Below are 12,337 nucleotides of genomic sequence, written 5' to 3' on the forward strand. Positions count from 1 at the left end.
TGATCCATACTCGCCGACGACGTTCGCCGAACCGTTGGCACTACCCTTACTCCCATGTCGTCGGTGAGCAAGGTGTTCGTGGCCAGATTAGTCGGGTTGGCCGTCCTTGGTCCCGATGGTGAATCCATCGGCCGGGTCCGGGACGTGGTGATCTCGATCCGATTGTCGGGTCAACAACCGCGCGCACTCGGCCTCGCCGTCGAATTGACCACCCGCCGAAGGATTTTCGTCCCGATGCTGCGCGTGACCGGCATCGAGCCGCGCGCGGTCACCCTCAACACCGGAACGGTGAGCCTCCGGAAGCTGCACCTGCGTCCCGGCGAGGCCCTGGCGATCGGCCAGATCCTCGACACGCGGGTCCGTGTCACCGATCCCGATCTCCCCGAGCTCGCCGACGCCGACGTGACCGTGGTCGATCTCGGTATCGAGCGCACCCGCACCCGGGACTGGGTCGTGTCGCGGGTGGCCGTCCGTGCGGGCCGCCGTGGGCTGCGCCGGCGTCACGAGACCCACGTCGTGGAATGGTCCAGCGTCCAGGGGATCACGCAGTCCTCCCTCGATCTGCCGGGACAGGGCGTCGCCCAGGCGCTGATGCAGTTCGAGGGGATGCGTCCGGCCGACGTGGCCAACGCCCTGCGCGAGCTGCCGCCGAAGCGACGTGGCGAGATCGCCGCCGCACTCGACGACGAACGGCTCGCCGATGTCCTCCAGGAGTTGCCGCCCGACGACCAGAAGGCGATGCTCACCGCGCTCGGCCGCGACCGGGCGGTCACGATCCTCGAGGAGATGGACCCCGACGACGCCGCGGACCTCCTCGGCGAGCTGCCCGACACCGAGGCCGAGGCCCTGCTCGAGGAGATGGACCCGGAGGAATCCGAACCGGTCCGCCGACTCCTGTTGCACTCCCCCGACACCGCCGGTGGTGTGATGACCTCCGAGCCGATCATCGTCACCCCGTCGACGACGATCGCCGAGGCGCTCGCCCGCGTCCGCAACCCCGACCTCACCCCTGCCGCGGCGAGCATCGTCTTCGTCGTGCGCCCTCCGACGTCGACGCCGACCGGCAAGTACCTCGGCTGCGTCCATCTGCAGGCGCTGCTGCGGGAGCCGCCCGCCCACCTCGTCGGCGGCATCCTGGACACCGACCTCGCCCAGCTGCACCCCGAGGACTCCCTGGAGACGATGACCCGCTACTTCGCCACCTACAACCTCGTCTGCGGCCCGGTGGTCGACGAGGCAGGCCACCTACTCGGCGCCGTCAGCGTCGACGACCTCCTCGACGAGATCCTGCCGCGCGACTGGCGTGAGACCGAACCCGAGGACATCGACAGGCCGTCCGGCGCCGGCGCCCAGGTGAGGATCCGATGAGCGAACAGGGCGGACGCAAACTCGACACCCCGAGCACGCGGCGCACCATCTCGTTCAATCTCGACTCCGACGTGGTCGGGATGTACAGCGAACGGGTCGCGCGGTTCCTCGGGACCGGCCGGTACCTGGCCATCCAGACCGTGGTCGTGATCGTGTGGATCGCGCTGAACCTGGTCGCGGTGACGATCCGCTGGGACCCGTATCCGTTCATCCTGCTGAATCTGGCGTTCTCCACGCAGGCGGCCTACGCCGCCCCGCTGATCCTGCTCGCGCAGAACCGCCAGGAGAACCGGGACCGGGTCGCGCTCGAGGAGGACCGGATGCGGTCGGCGCAGACCAAGGCCGACACCGAGTTCCTCGCCCGCGAACTGGCCGCCGTCCGCCTGGCCGTCGGCGACACCGTCACGCGCGACTACCTGCGCAAGGAACTCGACGACCTGCTCGACGGATTGACCGAACGGCTCGCGGCTCGCGACGCGGAGAGCTCCGACGAAGCGGACGGCGACGACCGATCCCACTAGCGAACCGTCCCCCGGCCTCGTCCGATGACCGCTCGACATCACTCCGTTATGTCACTCCAGTAACTTCTCTCCCATGAGTTTGCCGCCGTAACTTTTCGCATCGCAGCGACGAAGTGAGTGACGACGAGCAAATGTGGAGTTCGCCATTGGGTCATCAGACCCGATATGTATGGTGGGTCACAGTTCGGCCGGGGCGGGGTGTCGGTCACATGACACCAGAACCGGTCGGGCGCATTCGCTCTCGGCTCCAGGCCGTGCGGCCAGGAGCGGGCAATCACTGCGTCCTCGGGGGCAGACGTGTGGTGTTTTGACAACGGAGTACATGTGATCGTGCAGTCGGGAACGAAGAATCGGATGGCGAGCCATCCGCGGGGATCGGCGGTGAACCGCCGAGTGCACACAGCGGCGGGCCGCCCGGCGTACGGGCGCACAGCACACGACGGTGGCCGTCGGTGAGCCCGCTCGATTTGGTGCGGCGCCGTCGTGGGCCGCAGCGTCCCCTGCACTTCCCCCGCCGGGCCGCGACCATCGTCGTCGGTGGCGCCCTCGTCGGCACCATGGTCCTGGGCACCGCCTCGTCGAGCGCCCATGGCGTGCTCGCCGCGACGAACCCCGAACCCGAGGCCCCGGTCGTCGTGGCCGACGTCGTGCCGGGTTCGCCGGTCGCCCTGCTCGGTTTCGCACCGCCGCCGGAGAAGCCCGCGGCCGCCGCGCTGCCCGCTGCACAGTTCCGGATCGCGAACGATCTCCCCTCGGGTCCGCTCGGCATCCCCGGCGTGGTCCTGCAGGCCTACAAGCTCGCCGCCAACCGGGTCGGCGCCGAGAGCCCGCAGTGCAAGCTGCCCTGGTTCCTGCTCGCCGGCATCGGCCGCATCGAGTCCAACCACGCGAGCAACGGCTCGGTCGACCAGTACGGCACCACGATCAACCCGATCGCCGGTCCCGTGCTCGACGGATCGCTGGCCGGTAACGCCGTCATCAAGGACACCGACGGCGGCCGTATCGACGGTGACCCCAGGCACGACCGCGCCATGGGTCCGATGCAGTTCATCCCCAGCACCTGGGCCGCGTGGGGCTCCGACGCCAACGGCGACGGCAAGGCCGATCCCAACAACGTCTTCGACGCCACCTACTCGGCGGGTCGCTACCTGTGCGCCGGCGTCAGCGACATCATGGCCGAGGGCACCCGCGTCGCTGCCGTGCTGCGATACAACCGCTCGATGGAGTACGTGTCCAACGTGATCGGCTGGGCGACCGCCTACGCCACCGGCGTGATGCCCACCAACCCGATCCCGGAGGCCAAGCGCAAGGCGTCGAGCTCCAAGAGCAGCAAGAGCAAGTCGAGTTCGTCGTCGTCCTCGTCGACGCCGCCGTCGGGTCCGTCCTCCTCGTCGCCGTCGGTGCGCACGCCGGCACCGCCGCCGCAGAATTGCTTCATCGTCTGTCTGCCGACGATCACCCTGCCGGGACAGGCCCCGCCGCCGACCAAGAAGCAGGCACCGATCACCAAGAAGGCGCCGCAGCCGAACCCCAGGGTCGGGGTGCCCGGACCCGCGACGACTCCGGTGCCCGTCCGCTGATCCGGCCTCGTGCAACCGACCCCGGGACCACCACCGGGGTCACCCGGTGACGCCGGTACGCTGGAGCAGATGACTACAGGAGTTGCGCCCACGGAATCGGCAGTTCGCGCCGCTCTGGGCAAGGTGAAGGATCCGGAGATCGGCAAGCCCATCACCGACATCGGGATGGTCAAGTCGGTCACGATCAACGACGACGCGAGCGTCGACGTCGGGATCTACCTGACGACGTCGGGGTGCCCTCTGCGGACCGAGATCACCCAGCGCGTGGAGAAATCCGTCGCCGATGTCGCCGGTGTCGGCGCGGTTCGCGTCGAACTCGACGTGATGGACGACGAACAGCGCACCGAATTGCGCAAGAAGCTGCGCGGGGACAAGGCCGAACCGGTCATCCCCTTCGCCCAGCCCGGGTCCCTGACCCGCGTCTACGCCGTCGCCTCCGGCAAGGGCGGCGTCGGAAAGTCCAGTGTCACGGTCAATCTCGCGACCGCACTGGCCGAGCGCGGACTCACCGTCGGCGTTCTCGACGCCGACATCTACGGCCACTCCGTGCCGCGGATGCTCGGCAGCGACGCCAAGCCCACCCAGGTGGAGCGGATGATCATGCCGCCGATGAACCACGGCGTGCGGTTCATCTCCATCGGCCAGTTCACCGACGGGAACACCCCGGTCACCTGGCGCGGGCCGATGCTGCACCGCGCGCTGCAGCAGTTCCTCGCCGACGTCTACTGGGGCGACCTCGACGTCCTCCTGCTCGACCTGCCGCCGGGTACCGGCGACGTCGCGATCTCGATCGCACAGCTGATCCCGGGTGCGGAGATCCTCGTGGTCACCACCCCGCAGCAGGCCGCCGCCGAGGTCGCCGAGCGCGCCGGCGCGATCGCCCTGCAGACCCGCCAGAAGATCCTGGGCGTCGTGGAGAACATGTCCTGGCTCGAACTGCCCGACGGCACCCGCATGGAACCGTTCGGTTCGGGTGGCGGCGAGAAGGTCGCGGAGCGACTCACCCGCGCGGTCGGCGCTCCCGTCGAACTCCTGGGTCAGGTGCCGCTGGAGACCGCCCTGCGTGAGGGCGGCGACGCGGGTGTCCCGGTGGTCCTGTCGGCCCCCGACTCCCCCGCCGGATCCGCCCTGCGGGCGATCGCCGCGAAGCTCGCCGTGCGCAAGCGCGGACTGGCCGGCATGAGCCTCGGGCTCGACACCATCCGCCACTCCTGAGAGGAGTCAGGTCAGGTCGCGTCCCAGTCGGTGACGGCGGGACGACGACCGGGCCGGCGTTCGACCGGAGCACCACCCGAGGACGGCTCGGCCGACGGTGTGCCGGTGTTCTTGTCGAGCGACATCGGCGCTGACACCGGTTTGATCGGCGGCGCCGGCGTGGTGCTGCGATCGACGGTCGTGGCGTCTTCTCCGAGACGGAACAGCGAGTCGTCACCGTCCAGCAGATGCTTGGTGACGATCGAGCGCGGTGTCATGCCGCGTAGCTCGTTGAGGTCGGCGAGCGGTTTGCGCAGGTCCTCGAACTCCGGACCCAATTCGTCCTTGAGCTGGTTGGTCGCGCCGGTCGCGTAATCGCGCACCTTGCGCAGCGACTGCATCGACCACGACACCGCGCCGGGGAGTCGTTCGGGCCCGAGGATGACGAGGGCCGCCACGATCAGGATCGCGATCTCGCCCCATCCGATACTGCTGAACATCTACCTCGTCCCGGTGTCAGTCGCTCTGCGGCGTGATCTTGCCGTTGAACGTGCGCCCGTCCCGCCAGTACTGGAACGGGATCTCCTCACCGATCTTCGCGGTCCGGACCGCGACATTCAACTCGTCGGCGCTTTCGATGGGCCGTCCGTTGAACGAGGTGACGACGTCGTTCTCGCGGACACCCGCACGTTCGGCCGGTCCGCCGGACACCACGTTGCGCACCTGCGCGCCCAGGACCCGCTCGTTGCGGACCGAGCTGGCGTTGATTCCGATCTGGGCGTGGTTGACCTTGCCGTCGCGGATGAGGGCCTCGGCGATGGGCTTGGCCTCGTCGATCGGGATGGCGAAGCCGAGGCCGATGGAACCGCCGCCGGCACCGAGCCGACCTGCGGTGTTGATGCCGACGACCTTGGCGTCGGCGTTGACCAGCGGGCCGCCGGAGTTGCCGGGGTTGATGGAGGCGTCGGTCTGGATCGCGTCGATGACCGCATCGGTGTCGGACTCGGCGTCGGGTGTGAGGGCCACCGCACGGTTGGTGGCGCTGACGATGCCGCTCGTCACGGTCCGGTTGAGGCCGAGTGGCGATCCGAAGGCGACGACCTCCTCGCCGATCTGCAGATCGGCGGAACTACCGAGGACCGAGACGGTGGGATTTTTCACGTTCTCGACCTTGAGCACCGCGAGGTCGGTCTTGGGGTCACGACCGACGATGCGGGCGGCAACCCGCTGACGGTCGAAGAAGATGACCTCGAGCTTCGCGGCCTTGTCGTTCGCGGCCATCGCGATCACGTGGTTGTTGGTGAGGATGTAGCCCGACTTGTCGATGACGAAGCCCGAACCGGTCGAGTAGGCCCCGGACGCGCGGACGTCGATGGCGACGACGGACTTCTCGACGGCCCGCGCGACCTCGGCGATCGACGAGCGCGGTGCCGATCCGTCACCGGAGTCGTCGGTGGACAGCTCCACCGAATCGGTGGTCAGCGGGGCCGCGACCTCGGCGGTCCAGCGCCCCATCAGGCCGCCGACGAGAGCGATGAGCAGGGCGATGATCGCGAGCGTTGCGAGCGCGCTCCAGCTGATCCGGTTGCCCAGCAACACATCTCGAACACCGAGCTTGGGCCCGGGGTCGGTGGCCGGCGCCGCCGACGAGGTCCGCAGTGCCGGGTCGACGAGCCGCGCCGGGCTCTCCGGGTCACGCCAGGGGTCGTTGCCTCGCGGCTCCTCCTCGGTCTGGCCGTAGGAGGCGAGCGGGTCGCGCTGGAGGGTCTCGTCGGAACCCGGCGGGCGGCCGAAGGCCTCGGCGAGCACCGGATCCGGATCTGCGACGTGGGGTTGCGGCGCGGACTGACTGTTCGGCGTGGTCGCGAAGGACCCGCGAACCCCGGAGGGCCGGCCGAAGACCTGCGCGGTCGACGGCGACACCGGGGAGTGCCGTGGCCGTCCGGGCGTCAGGCGTTGGGTGTTCGGGGGATCTTCGCGGCGGGCGAACTGCGCGTCACCACCGGGAATCGAGGTGTCCTCGTCCTGCGATCCGGTTCCGTCGGCCACGTTCACCGACCCCGACGGCGGAAGTTGCGGCCACGGCCGGTCTCACGCGTGAGCGGGTTCGCGGGCGGGCGCATCGCGTCGCGGGCGCCGGGGATGCCGTCGGTCGGGGCGTCCGAGCCGAGATCGATCTCGCGGGTCGGGATCTGGGAGAGCGCACCGAGCAGCGAGGCGGGCACCGACACCTGGCCGGACTCGCGGAGTCGGGTGCGGGCCAGGGACTGGGCGTCGACGGCTGCCACACATTCGGGGCAGAGCGCGAGGTGGTGGGAGGCGCGGGCGTGTGCCGACATACCGAGCTCACCGTCGACGAAGGCGGCGACCGCCTCGGGGGCGAGATGTTCGGTGGGTGCGAAGCGGCGCCCGCCGGCGGTGCCGGGCGCACGATAGCCGCGGTTGGGCAGGAAGGACGACGGGGCCGGTGTCCAGGAGTCCGCACTCCAGGAGGACCGCCGGCGACGAAGATTTGGGGTCGGGGGCTCGACACCGCCGCCCCGGGTCGGACGCCCGCGATCGCCGTCCATCATCGTCGGTCACCCCTCTCCACGACGTGTCCGCCGCAATCCGATCTCAGCCTGCCGAGTCTGTTCGCCACGGTACTCACCGCCGGCGGACTGTGCCGCCGCGCGTGGCGTGCACGCAACGTCTCAGCTTATCCGAGTCAGACAACGACGCTCGTCGTCTCGTGGTTCCCGGACCTCGCCGACCAGACAGCGGAGGTGAGGTGTCCGACGATCGACCGATGCCGGAACGGCACGTCAGCTGTGGGCGCCGATGGCGACGGAACGGCTGCTGGTGTGGCCCTGAGCCGCCAGCGCGTCCCGGATGCTCTGCCGGCCGCGATGAATGCGGCTGCGGACGGTGCCGAGCTTGACGCCCAGCGTGGCGGCGATCTCCTCGTAGGACAGACCCTCGATGTCACACAGGACGACGGCGGCGCGGAAGTCGGGCGCCAGCGAGTCGAGTGCGCGCTGCAGATCGGGATCGAGATTGGTGGCGTCGAAGATCTGCTGCGGGTCGGGAGTGTCGGCCGGCACCCGGTCGTACTCCTCCGGCAGCGCCTCCATGCGGATCTTGCTGCGGCGGCGGACCATGTCGAGGAACAGGTTGGTGGTGATGCGGTGCAGCCAACCCTCGAAGGTGCCGGGCCGGTAGTTCGACAGCGACCGGAACACCCGGATGAAGGTCTCCTGGGTGAGATCCTCGGCGTCGTGCTGATTTCCCGACAGCCGGTAGGCCAGGCGGTAGACGCGGTCGGCGTGCTCGCGCACCAGTTCGTCCCATGACGGCATCAGCATCTCGTCGCCGGTGGCGTCGAAGCCTGCCGTGCCCGCCGGAACGGCGGACGCGTCGTCGATGGAATCGCGGGAATCGGTCATGGTGGGTGGTCGGTTCCTCTCTCGTGAACACAGCCCGGTGACCCTGAGCACTCACCGTGTGGAACAACGTCGCACCGATCGGGTATTCCCCGTTCGGCGGGCGTTCACACCAACCAGGAACGGAAATACCGTCAACCGGACGCCTTTACCCTCTCCTACCGGAGTGTGGTCGCCGTATGAGTCGGCTGAGTGTTCCCTGAGGATGTGGAGCGGCCCGGATTCGCGCAGGTCGGCGTGCCATGTCCGGGTTGTAGCGACCGGCGGTTAACCTCGACGCGTGACCGAGTCAACCCCGTCCGCCGGCCCCGATCTGATCGCCTACGCCGAGTCGGCGATCGTCGAGGACGATGCCGTCATCGCCGCCCGTGCTCGCGCCGAGGAGCTGGGCGCCACGCCCGTGAGCCCCGCGGTCGGTGCGCTGCTCGCGCTCCTGGCCCGTACCGCAGATGCCAAGGCGGTCGCCGAGATCGGGACCGGCACCGGCGTCAGCGGCCTGTGGCTGCTCAACGGCATGGCCGCCGACGGTGTCCTGACCACCATCGACCCCGAGCCCGAACACCATCGCGCCGCACGGGCGTCGTTCGCCGGGGCCGACATCTCCCCCGGCCGTACGCGTCTGATCAACGGCACGCCCTCCGATGTGCTGCCGCGCCTGTCCGACTCGTCGTACGACCTGGTCTTCATCGACGGTCCGTTGCTGGACCTGCCGCGGTTCGTGACCGAGGCGGTGCGCATGCTGCGCGACGGCGGCGTCGTGGTGGTGCACAACGCGACCGCCGACGGCACCGTGGGCGACCCGTCCCGCACCGACCCGCCGACGGCCGCTGCTCGCGAGGCCGCCCTGCTGATCGCCGACGACGAGCGCCTGCTGCCGGTCGTCATCCCGCTCGGACCCGGTGTGCTGGCCGCCGTCAAGACGCGCTGACCCGAACACAAACCCACCCTTTTTCGGCATATCCACCCCCTCGAGGGGTGCTGGGTTCGCCGAAAGAGGGTGGGTTTGCGGGTTCTACACGCTCGCCGAGCTCGTGAGGCGCCTCTACACGTCCGTCGAGAAACGGATTCCGTTGTCGGGGATCTCGATTCCCGGCCACACCCGGGCGCCGCGCAGGAGTTCGCAGCGCGCGCCGATGTCCGCGCCGTCGCCGACGACGGTGTCGCGGATCAGTGCCCGCGGACCGATCCGCGCGCCGAACCCGATGATCGAGCGCTCGACGACCGCGCCGGCCTCGATGACCGCACCGTCGAAGACCACCGCACCGTCGAGGCGGGCGCGGGGGCCGACCTCGGCTCCGCGGCCGACGACGGTGCCGCCGATGAGCAGCGCACCCGGGCCGACGCCCGCACCCTCGTGGACCAGCGACTCACCGCGCCGGTCACCGAGTGCCGGCGACGGCGCGATGCCGCGAACCAGGTCGGCCGAACCGCGGACGAAGTCCTCCGGGGTGCCCATGTCGCGCCAATAGGCGTGGTCGACGTGCGCGTGGACGTGCTTGCCCTCGGTGAGCAGACGCGGGAACACCTCGCGCTCCACCGAGACGGGCACGCCGTACGGGATCGACTCGATGATCTCGCGCTCGAAGACGTAGGTGCCGGCGTTGATCTGGTCGGTCGGCGGGTCCTGGGTCTTCTCCAGGAAGGCGGTGACCCGACCGTCGGCGTCGGTCGGCACGCAGCCGAACGCGCGCGGATCGCTGACCCGGACCAGGTGGATGGTGACGTCGGCGTCGGCCTTGCGGTGGGTGTCGATGACGTCGCGGACATCGGTGCCGCCGAGCACATCGCCGTTGAAGACGACGATGGTCTTGGCGGTCAGCTCGTCGAGGACGTTGCGGATACCGCCACCGGTTCCGAGCGGCTCCTCCTCGGTGACGTAGCGCATGCTGAGTCCGAGCTTGGAGCCGTCACCGTAGTACTCGCTGAACGTCTCGGCCTTGAACGAGGTGCTGAGGACCACATCGCGGATACCGGCGGCCTGGATGCGCGACAGCAGGTGGGTGAGGAAGGGCAGGCCCGCGGTGGGCAGCATCGGCTTGGGTGCCGAGAGGGTGAGCGGGCGGAGCCGGGTGCCCTTGCCGCCGACGAGGACGACCGCCTGGACGTCCTCGGCGACCGGACCCGATCCCCCGACGGCTTCACTCCCCACCGAGTCGCGCACGGTGTACTGATCCACTTGATCGGTCCCTTCTTCGTGATGATCGGTACTCACTTCAGCACCTATCCGTTGGTTTCGCTCGTCGGGGTGTCCTGGGCCGACAGCGCGCGGCGGGCGGCCCGTACCGCGAGCCGGGAGCGCACGGCCAGTCCGGCCCGTAACGCCAGCCGCAGCGGTGCGCGTAGGACGCCGGGGTTGCGGTCGGCCTGGAACCGGTACGCGCTCTCGTGGTGCGCGGGCAGCATCTTCTCCGGGTGCCGGCCCGCACTGTGTCCCTTGGTGTGCACGATCTCGGCGGAGGGCACGTAGACGTTCTGCCAGCCGGCCTTGCCGAGTCGGTCGCCGAGGTCGACATCCTCCATGTACATGAAGTAGCGCGGATCGAAGCCGCCGACGGCGTCGAAGGCCTCGCGTCGCATCAGCAGGCACGAGCCGGACAACCAGCCGACGGCCCGTTCCGACGGGGCCTCGTCGTCGGCGCGGTAGGCCGCGGTCCACGGGTTGGACTTCCACACCGTGCCGAGGATGGCGTGGCCGGTACCGGAGACGAGGTCCGGGACGCGACGCGCCGACGGGTAGACCGTGCCGTCGGGTTCGCGGATCAGCGGTCCGAGCGAACCGGCACGCGGCCAGCGCCGGGCGGCGGCGAGCAGCTCGTCGATCGAGCCGGGCTTCCACTCGACGTCGGGGTTGGCGATCAGCACGAACTCGATGTCGGGATCGAGTTCGGCGACGCCGCGGTTCATCGCGCGCCCGTAGCCGAGGTTGCCGCCGGTACGGACCAGCGTGACGGACTCGTAGTCCTGCTCGGCCTTCTCGGGTGCGCCGTCGTCGGAGCCGTTGTCGGCGATGATGACCTGCGGCATCACGTCGGTCACGGCGTCGAGACTGCGGAGGAATGTCGCGAGGTGATCACCGGAGGAGTAGGTCACCGTGACGACGGCTAGCTGAGCGGGCACCGGCTCAGGGTAACGAACCCTCTGACGCGGCGATCGACGCGTGCAGCGCGGCACGCCAGTCCCGCAGCGGGGTCAACCCTGCCGCGGCCCAGGAACGCCCGGAGAGCACCGAGTAGGCCGGGCGCGGTGCCGGGCGCGGAAACTCCGCCGTGGTCGTGGGCAGCACGCGTGACCGTTCGGCGCCGACCTCCTCGAAGACGGCCGCGGCCACGTCGAACCAGGTCGCGCGGCCCGCGTTGGTGGCGTGCAGGACGGCACCGGTGACCTCGGGGCGGGGCCCGGCGGCGACGAGTTCCCACAACCCGTCGGCGAGGTCGAGGCAGTAGGTGGGCGATCCGAGCTGGTCGTCGACGACCGACACGGTGTCGCGGGACTGCTCGAGGCGCCGCATCGTCCCGACGAAGTCGCGGCTCTCGGGACCGCCGGTGTACACCCAGGCGGTGCGCACGACGGTCGCGCGCGGGTCCGCCTCGAGGACGGCGCGTTCGCCCGCCAGTTTGGTGGCCCCGTAGACGGTGGCCGGTTCGCCGCTCACGTCGTCGGGTTCGTAGCCGTCGGGGCGGTCGGTGTCGGGTGCGGCACCCGGGAACACGTAGTCGGTGGAGACGTGGATCAGCCACGCCCCCGCGGCGGCGGTGTTGGCGGCGAGCACGGCGGGACCGCTGACGTTGACGCGGCGTGCACCGGCGAGGTCCGACTCGGCACCGTCGACGTCGGTGTAGGCGGCACAGTTGACGACGACGTCGTCGGGGCCGAGGTCGCCGAGCGCGGCCGCCACCGACGTCTCGTCGGCGATGTCGATGTCGGCCGAGGTCAGGGGGCGCCACACCACGGAATCGGGTGCCTGCGCCGACCTCCCCTGGAGTGCGCTGCCGAGCTGACCGCCGGCGCCGACGATGTACACGGTGGGGGTGCTGGGCGTGACACGCATGCGCTCCATCGTGCCGCAGACCACGGTGGTCCACGACTCCGCCGTCATCCACGTGACGACCGCTACTCCACTCCTCGGCGTTGCGTTCTCGAATTCCCGAATCACTTCAGTAGCCTGGCGACAGCACAACACCAACTTTCACTTCTGCACCGACAATCCCAGGGCGCGGACCTACCGGGCGCCACCGTCGAGCAGCATGATGAC

At 69.7% G+C, this 12,337-nt stretch carries 12 protein-coding genes; 5 read left to right on the forward strand and 7 right to left on the reverse strand.

The genetic code is table 11. The features are described 5' to 3' along the window. Positions 1-54 precede the first annotated feature (54 nt). The 4 genes from OK17_RS12450 (at position 55) to OK17_RS12465 (ending at position 4,684) form a co-directional block, all read left to right on the forward strand. Positions 55-1,368: a magnesium transporter MgtE N-terminal domain-containing protein gene (locus OK17_RS12450; protein ID WP_232715718.1), complete on the forward strand. Its 1,314-nt coding sequence runs from the start codon at positions 55-57 to the stop codon at positions 1,366-1,368. After that, positions 1,365-1,889, forward strand: a complete 525-nt coding sequence (locus OK17_RS12455; protein ID WP_461417623.1) for a DUF1003 domain-containing protein — start codon at positions 1,365-1,367, stop codon at positions 1,887-1,889. Before OK17_RS12450 ends, OK17_RS12455 begins: the two co-directional genes overlap by 4 nt. Before the next feature lie 452 nt (positions 1,890-2,341). Next, a complete protein-coding gene (locus OK17_RS12460) occupies positions 2,342-3,469 on the forward strand; it encodes a lytic transglycosylase domain-containing protein (protein ID WP_232715716.1) in 1,128 nt (375 codons plus the stop codon). 69 nt (positions 3,470-3,538) lie between these two features. Next, positions 3,539-4,684: an Mrp/NBP35 family ATP-binding protein gene (locus OK17_RS12465; protein WP_232715715.1), complete on the forward strand. Its 1,146-nt coding sequence runs from the start codon at positions 3,539-3,541 to the stop codon at positions 4,682-4,684. An 11-nt stretch (positions 4,685-4,695) separates the two neighbouring features. Here the strand turns inward: OK17_RS12465 and tatB are convergent, their stop codons facing one another. The 4 genes from tatB to sigE form a co-directional block, all read right to left on the reverse strand. Continuing rightward, on the reverse strand, positions 4,696-5,163 hold the full coding sequence (gene tatB, locus OK17_RS12470) for a Sec-independent protein translocase protein TatB (protein ID WP_461417624.1): 468 nt from the start codon (positions 5,161-5,163) through the stop codon (positions 4,696-4,698). Positions 5,164-5,179: 16 nt separating this feature from the next. Continuing rightward, positions 5,180-6,718, reverse strand: coding sequence for a S1C family serine protease (locus OK17_RS12475; RefSeq protein ID WP_232715713.1), 1,539 nt, complete (start codon positions 6,716-6,718; stop codon positions 5,180-5,182). After that, positions 6,715-7,236, reverse strand: coding sequence for a hypothetical protein (locus OK17_RS12480; protein WP_232715712.1), 522 nt, complete (start codon positions 7,234-7,236; stop codon positions 6,715-6,717). The genes OK17_RS12475 and OK17_RS12480 overlap by 4 nt, the downstream gene beginning before the upstream one ends. A 231-nt stretch (positions 7,237-7,467) precedes the next feature. Next, on the reverse strand, positions 7,468-8,088 hold the full coding sequence (gene sigE, locus OK17_RS12485; RefSeq protein WP_232715711.1) for an RNA polymerase sigma factor SigE: 621 nt from the start codon (positions 8,086-8,088) through the stop codon (positions 7,468-7,470). A 277-nt stretch (positions 8,089-8,365) separates the two neighbouring features. On the opposite strand from sigE, the gene OK17_RS12490 reads away from it, so the two are divergent. Further along, the gene (locus OK17_RS12490; protein WP_232715710.1) at positions 8,366-9,013 is read left to right on the forward strand and encodes an O-methyltransferase; all 648 of its coding nucleotides are present in this window, start codon (positions 8,366-8,368) and stop codon (positions 9,011-9,013) included. Positions 9,014-9,127: 114 nt separating this feature from the next. Here the strand turns inward: OK17_RS12490 and manB are convergent, their stop codons facing one another. Genes manB through rfbD form a run of 3 tightly spaced genes read right to left on the reverse strand, consistent with a single transcriptional unit; the run spans position 9,128 to position 12,142 of the window. After that, positions 9,128-10,261: a mannose-1-phosphate guanylyltransferase gene (gene manB / locus OK17_RS12495; RefSeq protein ID WP_154882873.1), complete on the reverse strand. Its 1,134-nt coding sequence runs from the start codon at positions 10,259-10,261 to the stop codon at positions 9,128-9,130. 44 nt (positions 10,262-10,305) lie between these two features. Continuing rightward, a complete protein-coding gene (locus tag OK17_RS12500) occupies positions 10,306-11,202 on the reverse strand; it encodes a glycosyltransferase family 2 protein (protein ID WP_461417625.1) in 897 nt (298 codons plus the stop codon). A gap of 4 nt (positions 11,203-11,206) precedes the next feature. Continuing rightward, positions 11,207-12,142 (reverse strand): dTDP-4-dehydrorhamnose reductase, encoded by a 936-nt coding sequence (rfbD, locus tag OK17_RS12505; protein ID WP_461417639.1) that lies wholly within the window; start codon positions 12,140-12,142, stop codon positions 11,207-11,209. Between the last annotated feature and the right edge of the window lie 195 nt (positions 12,143-12,337).

It is taken from the genome of Gordonia sp. GN26, from assembly GCF_054823965.1.